This window comes from Eisenbergiella sp. OF01-20, assembly GCF_003478085.1.
In the GTDB taxonomy this organism is placed as follows: domain Bacteria; phylum Bacillota; class Clostridia; order Lachnospirales; family Lachnospiraceae; genus Eisenbergiella.
On sequence record NZ_QUES01000004.1, the window covers coordinates 127,799 to 146,395 of the forward strand.

Consider the following 18,597-nt stretch of genomic DNA (forward strand, 5'->3'; position numbering starts at 1 on the left):
AGGAAAAATACATGTCAAAACCAGAGAAATTTTTGTCCATTGGAATCAGTATTCTGAAAGCACAGGGAGAAAAGCCCGGCTGCGATGCAAAGCAGCTGTGGAGAATGATCCGGCAGGCACGGAACCTTTTGGAAGAGCGGGGGATTCTATATCCCGGGAAAGCGATGCAGGAGAGGCGCATAGGAACCCTTCATGTAACGGTTGCGGATGAGAAGGGACTGCCCACACCTGCCCAGGTGAAGCTGTTCCCTCTCCGGGCAGGGGAATCCGCAGGGACCTTCCATAAGGTCAACGGCCGGATTGATATGATACGGGAAATGACCGGTGAAGACGGAATCCTGCAGAAGAGCCTTCCCACAGGCAGGTATATGGCGGAAATCTCCAAAGGCAGTGAATATATCATCATTACAGAGGAACTTAGGATAACGGAGACAGGCATACGGAAAAGCTATTCGTTAGAGAGCTTTGTGAATCTGGGGGAAAAAGGGTATTATGCGGGAGACTTACATCATCACAGTATTTACAGCAGCCCGGTTTACGGCGGGGACGATGATGTATGCGAGACGCCGGAGGAGGTGAGCTGTTCCATGCGGGCCATGGGATTGGCCTTCGGCGCTCTCAGCGATCACCATAATACCTTGAATCACGACGCATGGAGGGCACAGGAAAAAGAAGATTTCCTGCCGGTTGTGTCCAAGGAGATATCCACTTCCAACGGTCATGTATTGTCTCTCGGCGTGGAGAAAGATGTCATCTACCATGTACCCGGGGAGGAACGTACAGAGGAGGCCCTGCGTTCGGAGTTCAGGCGGATTGCTTCGCAAATCCGTGGGGAAGGAGGCATTCCTCAGTTGAATCATCCCCGGGATTACAGTGTTTCCACCTCATTCAACCCAGCCTTTTATGATATGCTGGACATATTTCAGACTATGGAAATATGGAATGGATCCCATCCTATGTATTACGGCACCGTTAATGCCGACGCGGCGCAGCTGTGGCGGGAACTGCTGGAACAGGGCAGGTATATTCCGGCGGTCACGGGGAGCGATACCCACAATATACGCGCGAATGATTATCATGAATTGTTTGGGGAGCTGATGTGGATTGACAGCGTACTGAAAGAGCAGAAAGAAATACGGAGACGGCTGGAAGAAAGCTATGGAGCACAACTGGGCTGCCTGGATCTGCTGCATACCCGTCTGCTGCCACGCCTGGAGAAATGGGCGGAGTCCAATCTTACAAGCGGCGGTGTGCGGACCTATGTAAAGCTGGAGGGGCGGCCGGATTCAGAAAAAGTGCTGGATGCACTGCGCAATGGCCAAAGCTTCCTGACCAACGGCCCGATATTGTACGCGACCCCCCGGAAGGAAGGGATAGAACTGACAATTCTGGGAAATCTGCCCCTGGAGCAGTTATCTATTTACGGCAGCGGCGGGTATGAGAGAAAAATAGTTCTTACGCAACGGGAGGAAACCCGGGGTAAAGGATATTATGATTACAGTATGATTCTTCCCTGGAATGCGGAAAGCAGGGAATGCAAGTGGCTCTTTTTTGTAGCAGCTTCCGACTTTACCAATATGGCTATTACTAATCCAACGCAAAATATGCAATGTTTTTGCTCTGTAAAAGACAATTAATACATAGACTATGCTATTTGAATTTACTATACTTAAAACAATGAATGATACGATTAGTGCCGTAAGGACTTCGGCCGTTCCGAAAGAAGCCGGTTGGTTGACTGACTTTTCCGATATTCGGAAGGAGATTCATTGCAGAATTTATGGAAGACGCGGTTAAATTGAGAAAAACTGGTAAATCCGCAGGCGGCGGAGATATCTGAAATCTTATCTTCCGTATTCAGCAGCAGGAACTGGCAATTACGGATCCGGACCAGATGGATATATTGGGTGACCGTATAGCCGGTAACCTCCCTGAACTGGTGGGACAGGTAAAAAGGATCCATGTAGATATTTTTCGCCAGCTCTTCCAGAGTCAGGTCGTCCATGTAATGGGTATGGATATAATTGGCTACGGTATAAATCCGCTCAGACAGCCGGTCCTGCGGATTCTCTGTCTCATAGATGTTAAAGTCATGGAAATCCTTCAGGTAATACAGAAACTGGGTGAACAGGCTGTGTATCATGAGTTCATAAGCGCCGGTCATTTCCTGGGTGCCGGCCTGATGGGACAGCGCCACGATTTCGTTCAGAATCCGTACCAATTCCTTCTGCTGGGCTTCAGGGAAACGGAAGATGGGTACATGTTCATGAAATGGTGTCAGGAGCTTTTCATAGGTCTCCTTGAAACCGTAGCCATCATCACGGTACATAAAGGTGATTACCAGCCTTTTGGAGGGCGTCTCACTGGGATAAAAGGACTTATGCAGGCGGGATGGTTCCAGCAGCACGAAATCATTGGTCCGGATGCGGTAGGGAATGCCTTCAATAAAATGTGTGGCCATAGGGCTTAGCAGGATATGAATTTCATAATAGGAATGAAGATGCTCGAATTCCATGTTTTTTTCTGTGGAACGGATATCAAAATCAAAAAAATAAAATAAAGAATTTTTAATATCGTTGACAATAATAAAATGTTTTTCCTTATATTCTATTGTCTGAGGCATGGATAGGATACCTTCTTTCCCCATTTACTGCAAACAGCCTATTTTTTCACAATTATATTATAGTGGATCAAATGCCAAAAAGCAAGGAATAGGAAGAAAATATAGTTACAGGCGGGGAGATAAAGGAATGTTACAGGAAATAGATAAAAAGCTTCAAAAGCTGATTAATGCCTTTACGGGAATCTTATATGAAGATGATGACGTATTTATGGAAAATATGCGCAGGAAGAAGAAGTTATCGGAAGAGGAGCTGCGTAAATATGCGCATTGGGAATGGACCCAGGGCGTAGGGCTTTACGGTATCTGGAAACTGTTTGCGGCCTCAGGGGAAAAAAAATATCTGGAAATGCTTACCCGTTATTATGACAGGCAGCTGCAGGTAGGCTTTCCGCAGTGCAATGTGAATACGGCGGCTCCTTTCCTGACTATGTCTTATCTGGCGGAATACCTGAAGGATGAGAATTATATGAAGCCCTGCCGGGAAGCGGCGGAATGGATTATGAACGGAATGCCCCGCACCATGGAAGGCGGGATACAGCATATGACTTCTGATGATGTCAACGAGCAGGAGCTTTGGGATGACACATTGGTGATGACCGTGCTTTTCCTTGCCAATATGGGAAGGATATTGGATCGGGAGGATTACCGTAACGAGGCCCAGTATCAGTTTCTGCTTCATATGAAATATCTGCAGGATCCGATAAGCGGCTTCTGGTACCATGGCTGGACTTTTCTGGAAAGGAATCATTTTGCAGGGGCTTTCTGGGGAAGAGGGAACTGCTGGAGTACCATTGCGATTCCGGAGCTGCTCAGCATGATATCCTGTCCTGAGCCTGTGGAGCGTATTTTAAAGGAAACCCTCTGCAGTCAGGTGGAAGCCCTGTCGAGGTGTCAGGCGGACAGCGGTATGTGGCATACGCTGCTGGATGACCCGGAATCCTACGAGGAAGCCAGCGCCACATGCGGTTTTGCGTATGGAATCCTGCGGGGAGTACACAGCGGCCTTCTGGAGGAAAAGTGGCTGGCAGCGGCAGACCGGGCGCTGAATCCGATTCTGTCCCTGATATCGGAGGACGGGGTTCTGGGACAGGTATCCTACGGTACCCCCATGGGGAGGGAGAGCAGGGACTTTTACAAAGAAATACCGCTCAAGCCCATGCCCTATGGACAGGCGCTGGCTATTTTGTTCCTTGTTGAATGGAAGAGGGGACACAAAGGGAGTGAACAGTTACTGTATACATCAAAACAGGAGGACATATGAGAGGGAAAAATACACCGTTCCGGGCGGGCAGGAAAAAAACAAACGGAAAACTTTACCTGAGAAATAACTGGCAGTTATATGCCATGCTGCTGGTGCCGGTCATCTACATGATTCTATTCAAGTACAAACCCATGCTTGGTGTAGTTGTAGCCTTTAAGAAATTCAATATCTTCCAGGGTATCTGGGACAGTCCGTGGATAGGTCTGACACATTTTAAGGAAGCCTTTACATCCGGGGATTTCTGGGTTGCTTTGAAAAACACACTGGTATTGAATATGGGGGATTTGGTTCTCGGCTTTCCTATCCCGATATTCCTGGCAATTTTCCTGAACGAGCTGCGCAGCGCAAGGGTGCGTAAGGTGACACAGACACTTCTGTATCTGCCGAATTTCCTGTCCTGGGTTATTATTTCGGGTATCGCCACCCAGCTGTTTGCCAATACCGGCATGATAAATAATATCGTAAACGCATTGGGCGGATCGAGTATTCCCTTTTTGAGCGAAACAGGGGTATGGCGGTTTGTATACTGGTTTTCCGGCGTGTGGCAGGGGGCAGGTTATTCCCTTATCGTATATCTGGCGGCCCTGATGGCCACGGACGCTTCCCTGGGGGAGGCAGCTTACATAGACGGCGCCACCCGCCTGCAGCGTATCTGGCATGTGACGCTGCCGCAGATTTCTTCCACCATTACCGTCCTTTTGATTATGCAGATTGGCAAGCTGGTGACTATCAGCTTTGACAGGCCTTACCTTATGGGAAATACCATGGTGCGGGATGCTTCTAATGTAATCAGCACTTATGTATACTCCATCGGCCTGGCGGCAGGACGTTTTGACTTTGCTACTGCAGTGGGGCTTTTCCAGACCGTGGTAGGAGTGGTGCTGGTACTGTCAGCCAATTGGGTGATAAAAAAGATGGGACAGGAGGGTATTGTATAATGAACAGCGGAGTAAACAGCAGAACCGAAAAATTATTCCAGTTTTTTTGGACGGCATTCTTTATTCTGGTAACGGTAATAGCCATGGTTCCTATCCTGCGCGTAATCTCGGTATCCTTCAGTTCCAAGGATGCGATTACAGCAGGCAGAGTATTCATATTCCCAGTGGGCTTCAACACGGAGGCCTATACCCGGGCATTACAGAGCGGAAGCTTCGTGCGTGCCTTCGGCTATTCCATCTTGCTGATGCTGGGTTCCACGGCAGTGAACCTGCTGATGACCGTATTGGCGGCCTATCCGCTTTCCAAGAAAGGCTTGAGAGGCGGCGGCATCATTATGACCCTGTTCGTGCTGACCATGTATCTGAACCCCGGAATAATCCCCGAATATTTGAATGTAAGAAGCTTCCACATGATTGATACGGTATGGGCTTTGATTATCCCCGGGGCGCTGAGCGCTTACAACATGATTATTATGTGCAATGCATTCCGCGGGATAGACTCCGCAATCTACGACGCGGCCAAGATAGACGGCTGCGGTCAGTTTACCACGCTGACCAGAGTGGCGCTTCCGCTGGTGTATCCTACCATGGCGACCCTGGGACTGTTCTACGCGGTGGGCCGGTGGAACGGTATCAGTGATGTATTGTACTATATTAACACCTCATCGTTATACACCGTACAAATGGTGCTGAAGCAGTTTGTGGAGGCAGTGAATGTCTCTGTGGAGGAGGGGCTTACCACCAATCTGATAGCGGAGAACATCAAAGCAGCAAGTATTGTGATTTCCATGCTTCCGATGCTGGTAGTATATCCGTTTGTACAGAAATTCTTTACAAAAGGGATAATGATTGGCGCTGTTAAAGGTTGAGCGCAGCTACGTAAAAACATATCCGGAAAAACCCGGATAATGTAATTTATAGATGAATAAAAAAATGGAGGAACAGTTATGAAGAGAAAAGGTATCTTGAAAAAGACACTGGCAATTGCCCTTGCTTCTGCCATGACTTTGGCAGCGGCGGGATGCGGCGGAAAAGACACAGCAGCCGGCACGACAGACGGAGGAAGTGCACAGACGGCCGGCACCGCCGCACAGGCCACGGCTTCAGCCGGATCGGAGACAGCAGAAAAAGGGGAAGAGGTAACGATCCGTGTGATGGCATGGGACAGGGGAAATGCGGCCCCCGGAACCACAACGGAGAATAATACGCTGACGAAGTGGATTCAGGAGCAGGTAAAGGAACTGTATAATATCAATGTGGAATATGTTTCGGTTCCCCGTTCGGAGTCTGACGACAAACTTAATATCATGATGTCCGGCGGAACGGCGCCGGATATCGTATTTACCTATGACCAGACCTTGTTTTACAGCTATGCCAGCAGCGGTGCGCTCCATGAACTGACGGATGCTTATAAGCAGTATGGCTCCAATATCCAGAATTTCTGCGGCGAAGCCCAGGATATCAGTATGGTGGGCGATGCGAAATACGCTGTGATGAAGCAGAGGGGTACGGAAGAACCCCGCCACATGGCATACATCAGACAAGACTGGCTGGACGAGCTTGGCATGGAAATGCCCGCTACGAAAGAGGAGCTTGGCGAATACCTGACAGCAGCAAAGGAAAATAATCTGGGCGGCGATACCACGATTCCCTGGGCTATGAGCGGACGGAACGATACCGAGAAAATGTATCTGAATTTCCTGGGTTCCTATGTGGATCTGCCGGATGACCGTACAGCTTACATTTATAATGAATGGTATATGTCGGTGGCTCCCGGTGCCGAGGAAGGCCTGAAGCAGCTGAACCAATGGTATAATGACGGCCTGATTACCAAAGATTTCCCAACCGATACGGCAGAAGATGTATTTATGGCAGCTATTTCCAACGGCAGTGTGGGCTTCGTGCTGGATGATCCTTATCACCCCCATGCAAGCTTTGAGATATTGAATAATGCGGTGGGACATGAAACCTTCGTACCCGTCCAGTGCTTTGACCTGCCGGATGGAAGCTACAGAGAGCCTTATGAATATCGTTATGCCATGTTTGTAATGATTCCTTCCAGCGCAAGTGAGGAGAAGGTGGCGGCCTGTATGAAGTATCTGAACTGGATGGCCGATCCGGAGGTGGCTCTTAATATCCGTTATACGCCGGAACACAAAATAGATGATCTGGGTGTGGCAGTAGAACCGGCCGAAGCGGAAAAGAATGAAAAAGGCTATCCCGGAACCTGTGATGATCTGTGTCTCATGAACCTGAATTTCGAGTGGGCCAATGATCCCGAGGTGCTGGCCCAGACCTCCTTTAACAACCAGGCTACCCAATGGGCAAGCCTTGAATGGTATCAGAATTTCCAGAAAGTGAAGGAGGCAGGAAAGTTCCGTTTCCCGGTATTCTCCTATATTACAGAGGATGAACAGACCTATGGTGCGGATGTAAAGACCCGTATGATTGAATTTGTGTACAGATGTATCGTTGCTCCTGCAGATCAGTTTGACGCAACCTGGGAGTCCGGCTATAATGAATTGGTAAATGCAGGGCTTCAGAAGATATTGGACGGAAGGGCGGAATACTTTGACAGCCTGAACTGATGGGCGGGGTATAACAATGGAAAAACATTATAAAAAAATATTGAAGGACACCGAGGAACGGGTGGCCAGCCGTCTGCGGGCGCAGGAAATGGATGAAAAAAGCCCCTGTTACGGAGGATTTTATGACACGAATCGGATGGTTCAGGCAAAGTATACAATTATCTGCGTGGAACCCATGATTACGTTGTACTGTAATCCGGACAGCCGTTATTACCGCAATCCGCTGCTGGCTTGGCGGGCGGAACTGGGGTTGGCATATATCCGCAGTGTACAGCATGAAAACGGCCTTTTTGATTATGTCACCTGTAATTTTTTATCCGCACCGGATACCGCTTTCTGTATCGGCTTTTTTATCCCGCTGTATGAGTATCTGCAGAAAAAGCAGGAGCGCACAGGAGAGGAAGAAAGCTTCCTGAAACGGATAGGGGAAATTGTGCATGACGGTGCGTACGGCCTGCTGGAAGGAGGTTTCCATACCCCCAACCATCGTTGGGCCATTGCTTCCTCACTGGCGAAATGTGGTGTGCTTTTCGGGGATAAAAAGCTGGCGGACTCCGCCGATAGTTACCTGATAGAAGGGATTGACTGTAATGCCGACGGAGAATTTGCAGAGAAATCTGCCGGAAATTATAATAGTGTAAATAACGATGCCATGCTGATGCTTTCCGAAGCAAGGGGAGATGCCCAGTATGAACAGCATACCATCCGAAACCTGTATATGATGCTCACCTACTGGGAACCGGACGGGAGTATTTTCACAGCCAATTCCACCCGTTTTGATAAAGACCGGCTGGTATATCCCCTGAGTTATTATATAGAGTATCTGGCTATGGGCATAAAATATGAAATTCCGGAATTCCTGGGGATGTGCAACACTATTTTCGATATAATTGAAGAAAAAAGGATTTTCTCTCCGGAATGTCTGATTCATCTGATGCTGCATCCGGAATATCGCCGCTTCGAATATGTGGGGCGCTATGAGCAGCCGGATTTTACCCGGTTTTATGAAGATTCCGGTATCCTGCGGGCCAGGAAGGGAAATTACAGCTATACGGTAATGCGGGAGAAATCCAATTTCCTTTATTTCCATAACGGGACAAGCAAACTGGAGATGAAGGTGGCGGGAAGCTTCTGCGAACACCGGGCGTTTAAGGCGGAAACGATGGAAATCCTGCCGGACGGCACAGCCCATCTCCATCAGACCATGAGGGGGTGGTATTATCTTCCTTTTGAGGAAAAACCGGAGACAAGCGACTGGTGGAAGATGGATCAGAGCAGCCGCAGGAAAAAGCTGGGGCCTGATATGGAAATAGATGTGTATGTGGCTCCTGCGGAATGCGGCATTGACATACGGGTGGTGACAAACGGTGTGCAGGGAGCGCCCTGGAGAGTGGAACTGGCCTTTTCCGGCATTGCATACATGGCAAGCGAGCATGTGATGCTTCCTGTGAACGGCAGCGAGGTGCTGGTCATAAAAGATCGGGAGCTGGAGGCGTACAATGAAAAGGACAGCCTGCTGATCGGGCCGGGCTTCGGGGAGCATCGTTTCACGGAAGGCAAGGAGGACAGTGAAACGAAAACCCCGGGAGCCGCTACGGTATATTTTACGGATTATACGGACTTCGACCATACTATCCGGATCCGCAACCGCAGGGATCTGGAGGAAAAACTGCTGGAAGAGCGGTGAGGGCGTTATGAAGGATAACAGAATCAGAAAAAGAATATTGATGGCATTTATAGGTGTGACAGTCAGCGGGATGGCGGTGGGGTTGTTCCGGAATGCCCGGTTCGGCACGGATCCTTTTCAGGTGTTTGTAAACGGGATCAGCAACAAATTGACGTTTATGGATTTCGGCACGCTGTACATGATAATCAATCTGTTGATGCTTCTGCTGATTTTTTTCCTGAACAAACATCATATCGGGATATCCACGTTTGTAAATATTTTCCTGTTAGGATATGTGGTACAGTTCTCCGATGATGTGGTTGCGGGTATCATCGGTGACAGCCCGTCCATGCCGGTTCGGATCGCATTGCTTGCAGCAGGGCTGGTAATTCTGTGCTTTGCATCGGCTATGTACTTTACGGCGGATCTGGGAGTATCCACCTATGACGCTGTATCCCTGATCCTCACGGAACGAAAGCTCGGCAAATTCCGCTATCTGCGGATTACTACGGATTTAATCTGCGTAATTGTGGGATTTGCCCTGGGCTCGGTAGTGGGGGTGGGGACGGTGGTCACGGCGTTCTTTATGGGACCGTTGATTGACTTCTTTCGTGTGCATGCGGCGCGGCCGTTTTTGTACGGAAAAGGATAGAAACAACGGACGCACGATTCACAGGCCATACTTATATGTAACAAGAAAAGCCGTCTGCAGGCTGCAGGCGGCTTTTCTTGTTGCATATTTATGAAAGATATTCCTGATAGGGATCCTCCGGGGCATCCAGGAAGCATACGCCTATAATACCTCTGCCGGTATGGGCGCCGATGGCACAGCCTACTACGGACACCATGATACCGGCAGGATGCAGCTTGTCCTTTATCATATCCACAACAAAATGCAGCGCTTCTTCGTCTTCGCCGTGGCAGACGGAAATAAGCTGTTTTTCCAGATCGGCTCCGTTTTCTTCCGCATATTCAACCAGGCTTTTCAGCGATTTTTTATGCCCGCGGACGGTTTTGAGTACCTGCAGGCTTCCGATCCCATCCACGATGAGAACCGGTTTCATATCCAGCGCTTCGGCCAGGTTTCCTTTAAACTTGGAAAGCCTGCCGCCTTTAATGAGATAGGCAAGGGTATTGACCGTAAACACGTGGCGGATATGGCTGCGGTAGAATTCGGCTGCTTCTATCAGCGTTTCTTTGGAAGCCCCGTGTTCCAGCATTGTGAGGAGCTTGACCACCAGAAGGCCGAAACCTGCAGAGGCGCAGCGGGAATCGATGATGGTCAGATCAAAAGAAGGGTATTCTTCCAGCACGTTGTTCCTGGCAATATTGGCAGCGTTGAAGGTTCCTGCGATCCCCGTGGAAAAGCAGAGGTAAAGGATACTGTCCCCGTTTTTGGCGTAGGGCGTGAAGGCTTCTTCAAACATGGCGGGGTTTATGTGATAGGTTCTCACATCCCTGGACGTATCGTCAAGTATTTCATAAAATTCCCTGGTATGAATGGTTTTTCCATCCAGATAATCCACCTCGTCTATAACCACCGGAGTGGGGATGACGTGAAGCTGATAGCGGTTGATTAGCTCTTCCGACAGGTCGGAAGCGGAATCGGTAATTATTTTAAGCATAAATTCTCCTTGTCGGTTCCGGTTTCCGGTCAGTGTACCTGGCCCATCTGATCCAGAAGCTGGATTTTGATGTTATACAGCTTGGAAGAAAGGTCTACATATACCTGATGAGGATTGACAAGACGTCTTGTCTCATCCCAAAGGGTATTCAGCTCTTTCTGGCAGTAGTCCCTGATTTCCATGACACTGGGAGAACGGTATACACATTTCCCATCCAGGAATACGGGGACCATAAGCTCGCGCATCGTATAGGTGCCGGCTTCCAGCAGTGTCTTTTTCCAGGGTTCCAGCGGATCGAAGAGAAGCAGCGGATCGTGCTCGCTGAATACCTCGTCGGACAGGGCGATGAGATCGGCCTTTATTTTGCCGGAATCCTTTTCATAAATCCGGTGGATCACCTTGTTGCCGGGATTGGTGATCTTTTCCGAATTTTCGGAAAGCTTGATTTTTGGTACAAAATTTCCGCTCTCATCCATAATGGCGGCCAGCTTGTACACACCGCCGAAGGAAGGCCAGTTTTTGGAGGTGATCATATGGGTGCCCACACCCCAGGAGGTAACCTTACAGCCCTGTACCTTCAGGCTGTCGATAAGATATTCGTCCAGATCGTTGGAAGCGGAAATGACCGCATCCGGGAAACCTGCCTCATCCAGCATTTTCCGGGCCTTCTTGGAAAGATATGCCAGGTCGCCGCTGTCCAGGCGGATACCGTAGAAGGTGAGGGGGATACCCGCCTCCCGCATTTCCGTAAAGACGCGGATGGCATTGGGTACGCCTGATTTTAACGTATCATAGGTATCCACAAGCAGGATGCATGCGCCGGGGTACATATCCGCATAAACCTTGAAGGCCGTATATTCATCGGGGAAGCTCATGATCCAGCTGTGTGCATGGGTCCCTTTTACCGGTACGTCAAACAGCTGTCCGGCCAGCACATTACTGGTACCGATACAGCCGCCGATCATAGCGGCTCTCGCGCCGTATATGCCGGCGTCCGGACCCTGGGCGCGGCGCAGCCCGAACTCCATGATTCCGTCACCGCGGGCGGCGTAGCATACCCGGGAGGTCTTGGTAGCGATCAGGCTCTGGTGGTTGATGATATTCAGAATGGCAGTTTCAATCAGCTGGGCCTCCATAATGGGAGCGATAACCTTGATCATGGGTTCTCTGGGGAACATGACGCTCCCTTCCGGGATGGCATAAATGCTGCCTGAAAAACGGAAGCTTTTCAGGTATTCCAGGAAGGCGTCCTCAAAGATGCCAAGGCTTTTCAGATAAGTCAGCTCGTCCTCGTCAAAATGCAGGTTTTCCACATATTCAATCACCTGCTGCAGCCCTGCGCTGATGGCATAGCCCGATTCCATCGGATTATTCCGGTAAAAGGCGTCAAATATAACCGTTTCATTACGGTCCATGTTTTTAAAATAGCCCTGCATCATCGTCAGTTCGTAGAGATCGGTCATAAGGGTAAGATTCCGCGTTTTCATGGGTTCTCCTCCGCTTTGTTTATAATTCAGGCTTTGCACAGCCGGACAGTTACATGAAATTACAAACTCAAATTTCGCAGGAGCAAAATGGCCTTCCGCCCGCTGGCAGAACGGTGTCTCCGGGATGGAAAAGGATATTCGCCAGTCCATCAGGCCGGACATTCCGATGAGCCCGAAGGCGTCAAGTGTGTCAGATGAGGCTGACACACTTGACCGGTCTCATCTCCATGGTAAATTACTAAAGTAATTCGGGAGGAGCTGGTGAACATTCCTTTTCCGTCCCGGAGACACCGCTCTGCCAGCGGACGGAAGGCCATTTTGCTCCTGCGAAGTTTGAGTTACAAATATAATACGCGTAATTGAGAAAGAAAGCAAGTTTTTTCATGTTTCAGGTTACCACGCATGGCCGCCGCTGTGCGGGGATCAGGAAGCCAAGCGGTTAAAACCGGTGGCTGGTATGCTGGTTCACGTATTTGTTTTCAAATTTGGAATAGACAATGGTCTGGCTGTGGTACAGGCTGTAATAGCCGGACAGCATATAACTGGTGGCTACGGCGATGAGAAAATAATACGCATCGTCAAAGCCGAACAGCTCAAAGGAGATGAGCAGGGAGGTGACAGGGCAGTTGGTGACTCCGCAGAAAACGGCGATCATGCCCACGGCTGCTCCCAGGGAAGCGGGTAGTCCCAGGAGCGCCCCTGCGGTACAGCCGAAGGTGGCGCCGATGAAAAGGGACGGTACGATTTCCCCGCCCTTGTAGCCGGCGGAGATGGTAATGACCGTAAAGAGCATTTTAAAGAAAAAAGCCCACGGCAGTGCGGTGCCGGCCAGGGCGTGTTCAATGACGGGCATGCCGGTGCCCAGGTAGTCCTGGCTTTGTGTGAGAAGGGTCAGGAGGATGAGCAGGCAGCCTCCGGCAGCAATACGGATATAGAGGTTGGAAAAATATGTTTTAAATACCCGTTCCCCCATCTGAAGCATCATACAGAACAAAATGCTCAGTATGGCGCAGCAGGCAGCCAGAAGCACTACCTTCAGGCCGGGGATAAGGGAAAGCTCCAGATCATTCATGACGTGGAAATTTTCCGTCTGCACGCCCGTGAATTTGGCGATATCGTTGGCAACCAGGGCGGCACAGATGCTGGGTACCAGTGCGGCGTAATACATAATGCCCACACTGGAGACCTCCATGGCAAAAAAGGCGGCCGCCATAGGGGTGCCGAACAGCGCGGAAAAAGCGGCAGCCATGCCGCTCATCAGAATGATTTTCTTGTCTGTTTCATTAAAATGGAAGAGGTCGCCCAGCTTTTTACCCATACTTCCTCCGATCTGAAGAGCAGCGCCCTCCCGCCCCACGGAACCACCGCAGAGGATGGTGATAATGGTGGAACAGAAGATGAGGAACGCCATGCGGAAGGGAATGATGATCTTGCTGTGGATGCTTTCGATGACTGAATCCGTCCCGCCGTTATTTTCATAATGAAAAGCCTTGTAGAGGAAAACAATCAGCAGACCGCCCAACGGGAGGGTGAGGAACATATATTGGTTCCGGGTGCGCAGTGCGGTCGCCTGGTTCAGGCACCAGGAAAAGAGAGAAGCAAAGAGGCCCACGGCCGTCCCGGTCAGGGCGCTGAAAAACAGCCACCGCAGATATTGACCCATATTATGGTATATTTTAAGTACATATGCTTTTATCCAATTCATGAATAAACTCCTTTATCTTAGGCAAACAAGATTGTATACAAACAGAATATACCATATATCGGAGGCCAGGGAAAATACTTTTTCAAGTTTTCAGGGACAGAGCACAAAGGGCGTCTGAACGTTACAACCAAGACTTGCCGGATTAGTTTTTAATAAAATCGTTGACATAAAATGTGACAGTTACTATTATTGTTAAAAAATAATAGTATGGTATGGAGGGATTAAGATATGAAATATAAGAAAATATGTCTATTATGTGTATTCTTATTTCTGCCTGTGGTATTGTGGGGCTGCGGAAGTCCTGAGGAAAAAATGGAGCCGGAAGAAAGTGTGGTAACACAGGAAGCGCCTTCTGCAATGGAAACTGACAGTATCCAAGCTGAGTCAAATATAGAAGAAGGGAATTCAGAGCCCATAATTGCTATACAAGATTTTGATACATTTGCTGCGCAGGAAGGTTCAGAAGAAATTAATTTGGTAGTTTGGAATGAGTCCGCCGGAACACAGGAAATTCTTGAGCCTTATAATAGTGGAGACGAAGTATATAAAATGCAGGGTGGAGATAGGTTTGCTGTGAATACACAATGCGGGTCAATTTTTCTTCGAGCAATACGGATAGAGAATAATATTGTACCCGATAATTGGCTTGCGGAGGATGGGACAGTAATTGAAAAATATGTTGAATTACCGCTTGGACAGGTAGAAGCGCATGATGGAATAGGAGGAATCCGAATCATAATGCTTTTAAGAAATAAAGATAATGATGAAGAGACTCATTTAGCATATTTGGTATCAAAATAATAATAATTTCGCTCCTTTGTGGTTATAATTCACGGCCTCTCTGCCGCGCTGTCCTTGAAAGAATCTAAAACCCCTTGACAATGCGGCTTTCCGGGCTATATAATACCGACATGAACACAGGAAAAAAGCCATGAGGAAGACAGTAGCCATGCTGGAAAGCTGCAGCGAGCCGGTGCAGGTGGAAGACCGGTACGAGTAAGGCATGGGGAAGATCACTTCTTAGCTGCGGGCTGAAAGGGAACGAGTAGGCAACGCCGGATTTCCCCCGTTACGGGAAACCATATATTCTTATAGGGACAGCGTCATTTATGCAGACGTCTGTTTTTATAGGCCGTATGCTGTAACAGGTGGTATAACGAGTCTTGAACCTCGTCCTTTTACAAGGACGGGGTTTTTGTTTTCCGGGAAATACCGGGAGACCGGCAGTCCTGTCAATGGTTTTATGGAGCAGTTTTTCAGGAGGAATGGCTGAGGGCAACGGTTCGGGCCTGCCCGGACGTTAGCGGCTGAAGGCCGTGGAAAGGAAGAAAGAAATGTCACTTTACACCAAGGTAAATACAGATCTGAACTTCGTGGAACGGGAACACGAGGTGGAACAATTCTGGGAAGACCACAAAATATTTGAAAAAAGTATGAAAATCAGGGAGGGCTGCCCTGCTTATACCTTTTATGACGGACCGCCCACCGCAAACGGGAAACCGCATATCGGCCACGTGGAAACCCGTGCCATCAAGGATATGATTCCCCGTTACCGTACCATGAAGGGGTATATGGTTCCCAGAAAGGCCGGCTGGGATACCCACGGACTTCCGGTGGAGCTGGAGGTGGAGAAGCTTCTGGGCCTGGACGGCAAGGAACAGATTGAAGAGTACGGAATCGCCCCTTTCATTGAGAAATGTAAAGAGAGCGTATGGAAATATAAGGGCATGTGGGAGGATTTTTCCAGGAAGGTCGGCTTCTGGGCGGATATGGATGATCCTTACGTAACCTACCATGATGAATATATCGAGTCGGAATGGTGGGCGCTGAAAAAAATCTGGGATAAAGGCCTTCTTTACAAGGGCTTTAAAATCGTGCCTTACTGCCCCCGCTGCGGTACGCCCCTGTCCTCCCATGAGGTGGCCCAGGGCTACAAGGACGTGAAGGAACGCTCTGCGGTCGCCCGTTTTAAGGTAAAAGGAGAGGATGCTTATATCCTGGCATGGACCACCACCCCCTGGACCCTGCCCTCCAACGTGGCTCTTTGCGTAAACCCCAAAGAAGAGTATGTGAAAGTAAAAGCGGCGGACGGATATACCTATTATATGGCGCAGGCGCTGCTGGATACGGTCCTGGGCGATTTGAACAAGGAAAATCCGGAGGTTCCCGCCTATGAGGTGCTGGAAACCTATGTGGGTAAGGATCTGGAATATAAGGAATATGAACCGCTGTTTGACTGTGCGGTGGAAACCTGTGAAAAACAGCATAAAAAGGCATTTTATGTAACCTGTGACAGCTATGTAACCCTGACCGACGGTACCGGCGTGGTCCATATCGCCCCTGCTTTCGGTGAGGACGACGCCAACGTGGGACGCAAGTATGATCTGCCTTTTGTCCAGCTGGTGGATACCAAGGGGGAAATGACGAAGGAAACCCCCTGGGCGGGGACCTTCTGTAAGGAAGCGGATCCGGTCATCCTGAAGGAACTGGCGGCGGCCAGCCTGCTGTTCTCGGCACCCAAATTTGAGCACAGCTACCCCTTCTGCTGGAGATGCGATACCCCGTTAATCTATTACGCGAGGGAATCCTGGTTCATAAAAATGACGGCGGTTAAAGAGCATCTGATCGCCAACAACAATACCATAAACTGGATTCCGGAATCCATCGGAAAAGGCCGTTTCGGAGACTGGCTGGAAAACATCCAGGACTGGGGGCTTTCCAGAAACAGGTATTGGGGGACGCCCCTGAATATCTGGCAGTGCGACTGCGGGGAAATGCTTTCCGTTGGAAGCCGGGAAGAACTGGAAGCATTAAGCGGCATCCCGGAGGCAAAGACGGTGGAGCTGCATCGTCCGTATATCGATGCCATCACCATACCCTGCCCGAAATGCGGCAAGCCCATGAAGCGTGTGCCGGAGGTAATCGACTGCTGGTTTGATTCCGGAGCCATGCCTTTTGCACAGCACCATTACCCGTTTGAAAAGAAAGAAACCTTTGAGCAGCAGTTCCCTGCCCAGTTTATTTCCGAAGCTGTGGATCAGACCCGGGGATGGTTCTATTCCCTGCTGGCGGAATCCACCCTGCTTTTTGATCAGACCTCCTTTGAAAATGTGATTGTCCTGGGGCTTGTGCAGGATGAGAACGGACAGAAGATGAGCAAGTCCAAGGGGAATGCGATCGATCCCTTCGAGGCCCTGCAGGAATACGGTGCGGATGCTATCCGCTGGTATTTCTATTCCAGCAGCGCGCCCTGGCTGCCAAGCCGTTTCCATGGCAAGGCTGTGATCGAAGGACAGCGTAAATTCATGGGTACCCTTTGGAACACCTATGCGTTCTATGTACTGTATGCCAATATTGATAATTTTGACGCCACCAAGTATAAGCTGGAGGCCGATAAGCTTTCCGTGCTGGATAAATGGCTGTTAAGCCGTCTGAATACCCTGATCACGGAGGTGGATACCCGCTTGGACGCTTACCAGATCCCGGAGGCGGCCAGAGCGCTTCAGGATTTTGTGGATGACTGCAGCAACTGGTATGTGAGAAGAAGCCGTGAGCGCTTCTGGGCTAAGGGAATGGAGCAGGATAAGATCAATGCTTATATGACGCTGTATACCGCCCTGGTAACCGTGAGCAAGCTCGCAGCACCTATGATTCCCTTTATGACAGAGGAAATCTACCTTAACCTGGTGAGAAGCCTGGATAAAAACGCGCCGGAAAGCGTGCACCTGTGTGATTTCCCCGTTGCGGATCCCGCCTTTGTGGATAAGGGACTGGAAGAGGCCATGGAAGAAGTGCTGGATATCGTGGTAATGGGACGCGCCTGCAGAAATACGGCGAATATCAAGAACCGTCAGCCAATCGGTACCATGTTTGTAAAAGCAGGAAACGCCCTGAGTGATTTCTATAAGGAAATCGTGGAGGATGAACTGAATGTGAAAAAAGTGGTATTCACCGACGATGTGAGAGCGTTTACCACCTACACCTTCAAGCCCCAGCTGCGTACGGTAGGCCCGAAATACGGCAAACAGCTGGGAGGAATCCAAAAGACCCTGGCTGCCCTGGACGGAAATGCCGCAATGGACGAGCTGAATGCTTCCGGAGCCATTACCTTTGAGGTAAACGGTGTGGAGGTCAGCCTGACGAAGGAGGATCTGCTGATTGAGATGACCCAGAAGGAGGGTTATGTGTCCGAGGCCGACAACAATATGACGGTAGTCCTGGATACCAATCTGACAAAAGAACTCATCGAAGAAGGCTTTGTATTTGAAATCATCAGTAAAATCCAGACGATGCGTAAAGAAGCAGGTTTTGAGGTCATGGATCACATCCGGGTGTCTCTGTGCGGAAACGATTCAATAGCAGAGGTAGCCTCCGCCAACCGGGAATTCATTGCCGGCAAGGTGCTTGCAGATTCCATTACGGCAGGAGATATGCTGGCTGTAAGCAAGGAATGGAACGTAAACGGGGAAAATGTGACCATCGCTATCGAAAAAGTGCAGTAATTATTGTTTTGCTGACGATAGGAGCCGCCGCTTTGGTAAAGTGGCGGCTTTTTTATTTGAATTTAATACTTATTTTTACAAAATTACTGTTTTCATATCTGGTAAATTGTTGTAAACTGTACGTATTGGGCGTACATCAGGCATAAATATAGTAGGAAAGAACGGTCCCCGCATCACCGCAGGAGACCGGAAATTGAGAGAT

General features: G+C 49.4%; 13 protein-coding genes. 9 read left to right on the top strand and 4 right to left on the bottom strand.

Translation table 11 applies throughout. The features are described from left to right. Nucleotides 1-11: 11 nt before the first annotated feature. Nucleotides 12-1,637 (top strand): CehA/McbA family metallohydrolase, encoded by a 1,626-nt coding sequence (locus tag DXA36_RS07560; RefSeq protein ID WP_118677928.1) that lies wholly within the window; start codon nucleotides 12-14, stop codon nucleotides 1,635-1,637. Nucleotides 1,638-1,690: 53 nt separating this feature from the next. Here DXA36_RS07560 and DXA36_RS07565 read toward each other — a convergent pair whose 3' ends face one another. Continuing rightward, entirely contained in the window at nucleotides 1,691-2,647 is a 957-nt protein-coding gene (locus DXA36_RS07565; protein WP_243114588.1) for a helix-turn-helix transcriptional regulator, read from the bottom strand. Between the two features lie 103 nt (nucleotides 2,648-2,750). On the opposite strand from DXA36_RS07565, the gene bglB reads away from it, so the two are divergent. The 6 genes from bglB (at nucleotide 2,751) to DXA36_RS07595 (ending at nucleotide 9,728) form a co-directional block, all read left to right on the top strand. Then, the gene (gene bglB, locus DXA36_RS07570; protein WP_118677931.1) at nucleotides 2,751-3,884 is read left to right on the top strand and encodes a beta-galactosidase BglB; all 1,134 of its coding nucleotides are present in this window, start codon (nucleotides 2,751-2,753) and stop codon (nucleotides 3,882-3,884) included. Continuing rightward, a complete protein-coding gene (locus DXA36_RS07575) occupies nucleotides 3,881-4,822 on the top strand; it encodes an ABC transporter permease (protein ID WP_118677933.1) in 942 nt (313 codons plus the stop codon). Before bglB ends, DXA36_RS07575 begins: the two co-directional genes overlap by 4 nt. After that, nucleotides 4,822-5,691, top strand: a complete 870-nt coding sequence (locus tag DXA36_RS07580; RefSeq protein WP_118677935.1) for a carbohydrate ABC transporter permease — start codon at nucleotides 4,822-4,824, stop codon at nucleotides 5,689-5,691. Before DXA36_RS07575 ends, DXA36_RS07580 begins: the two co-directional genes overlap by 1 nt. A gap of 78 nt (nucleotides 5,692-5,769) precedes the next feature. Beyond that, entirely contained in the window at nucleotides 5,770-7,410 is a 1,641-nt protein-coding gene (locus tag DXA36_RS07585) for an extracellular solute-binding protein (protein WP_118677937.1), read from the top strand. Nucleotides 7,411-7,426: 16 nt separating this feature from the next. Continuing rightward, nucleotides 7,427-9,097: a hypothetical protein gene (locus tag DXA36_RS07590; protein ID WP_118677939.1), complete on the top strand. Its 1,671-nt coding sequence runs from the start codon at nucleotides 7,427-7,429 to the stop codon at nucleotides 9,095-9,097. A gap of 7 nt (nucleotides 9,098-9,104) precedes the next feature. Beyond that, complete coding sequence (locus DXA36_RS07595) at nucleotides 9,105-9,728, top strand: YczE/YyaS/YitT family protein (protein WP_118677941.1); 624 nt, start codon at nucleotides 9,105-9,107, stop codon at nucleotides 9,726-9,728. A gap of 88 nt (nucleotides 9,729-9,816) precedes the next feature. On the opposite strand, the gene DXA36_RS07600 is transcribed toward DXA36_RS07595, so the two are convergent. The 3 genes from DXA36_RS07600 to DXA36_RS07610 all read right to left on the bottom strand — a co-directional run bounded on the left by DXA36_RS07600 (nucleotide 9,817) and on the right by DXA36_RS07610 (nucleotide 13,893). Beyond that, nucleotides 9,817-10,701, bottom strand: coding sequence for a DegV family protein (locus DXA36_RS07600; protein WP_118677943.1), 885 nt, complete (start codon nucleotides 10,699-10,701; stop codon nucleotides 9,817-9,819). 29 nt (nucleotides 10,702-10,730) lie between these two features. Further along, entirely contained in the window at nucleotides 10,731-12,188 is a 1,458-nt protein-coding gene (locus tag DXA36_RS07605; protein ID WP_118678128.1) for a nicotinate phosphoribosyltransferase, read from the bottom strand. 439 nt (nucleotides 12,189-12,627) lie between these two features. After that, complete coding sequence (locus DXA36_RS07610; RefSeq protein ID WP_118677945.1) at nucleotides 12,628-13,893, bottom strand: chloride channel protein; 1,266 nt, start codon at nucleotides 13,891-13,893, stop codon at nucleotides 12,628-12,630. A gap of 228 nt (nucleotides 13,894-14,121) precedes the next feature. Between DXA36_RS07610 and DXA36_RS07615 the strand changes: the two genes are divergently transcribed. Then, nucleotides 14,122-14,694, top strand: a complete 573-nt coding sequence (locus DXA36_RS07615) for a hypothetical protein (protein WP_118677947.1) — start codon at nucleotides 14,122-14,124, stop codon at nucleotides 14,692-14,694. A 533-nt stretch (nucleotides 14,695-15,227) separates the two neighbouring features. Then, on the top strand, nucleotides 15,228-18,395 hold the full coding sequence (ileS, locus tag DXA36_RS07620) for an isoleucine--tRNA ligase (RefSeq protein ID WP_118677949.1): 3,168 nt from the start codon (nucleotides 15,228-15,230) through the stop codon (nucleotides 18,393-18,395). Nucleotides 18,396-18,597 lie beyond the last annotated feature (202 nt).

What these genes read in the sequence shown, in the direction of transcription:
- DXA36_RS07560 (WP_118677928.1), top strand. Translation starts at nt 12, where the DNA reads ATGTCAAAACCAGAGAAATTTTTGTCCATTGGAATCAGTATTCTGAAA.
- DXA36_RS07565 (WP_243114588.1), bottom strand. Translation starts at nt 2,647, where the DNA reads ATGGGGAAAGAAGGTATCCTATCCATGCCTCAGACAATAGAATATAAG.
- bglB (WP_118677931.1), top strand. Translation starts at nt 2,751, where the DNA reads ATGTTACAGGAAATAGATAAAAAGCTTCAAAAGCTGATTAATGCCTTT.
- DXA36_RS07575 (WP_118677933.1), top strand. Translation starts at nt 3,881, where the DNA reads ATGAGAGGGAAAAATACACCGTTCCGGGCGGGCAGGAAAAAAACAAAC.
- DXA36_RS07580 (WP_118677935.1), top strand. Translation starts at nt 4,822, where the DNA reads ATGAACAGCGGAGTAAACAGCAGAACCGAAAAATTATTCCAGTTTTTT.
- DXA36_RS07585 (WP_118677937.1), top strand. Translation starts at nt 5,770, where the DNA reads ATGAAGAGAAAAGGTATCTTGAAAAAGACACTGGCAATTGCCCTTGCT.
- DXA36_RS07590 (WP_118677939.1), top strand. Translation starts at nt 7,427, where the DNA reads ATGGAAAAACATTATAAAAAAATATTGAAGGACACCGAGGAACGGGTG.
- DXA36_RS07595 (WP_118677941.1), top strand. Translation starts at nt 9,105, where the DNA reads ATGAAGGATAACAGAATCAGAAAAAGAATATTGATGGCATTTATAGGT.
- DXA36_RS07600 (WP_118677943.1), bottom strand. Translation starts at nt 10,701, where the DNA reads ATGCTTAAAATAATTACCGATTCCGCTTCCGACCTGTCGGAAGAGCTA.
- DXA36_RS07605 (WP_118678128.1), bottom strand. Translation starts at nt 12,188, where the DNA reads ATGAAAACGCGGAATCTTACCCTTATGACCGATCTCTACGAACTGACG.
- DXA36_RS07610 (WP_118677945.1), bottom strand. Translation starts at nt 13,893, where the DNA reads ATGAATTGGATAAAAGCATATGTACTTAAAATATACCATAATATGGGT.
- DXA36_RS07615 (WP_118677947.1), top strand. Translation starts at nt 14,122, where the DNA reads ATGAAATATAAGAAAATATGTCTATTATGTGTATTCTTATTTCTGCCT.
- ileS (WP_118677949.1), top strand. Translation starts at nt 15,228, where the DNA reads ATGTCACTTTACACCAAGGTAAATACAGATCTGAACTTCGTGGAACGG.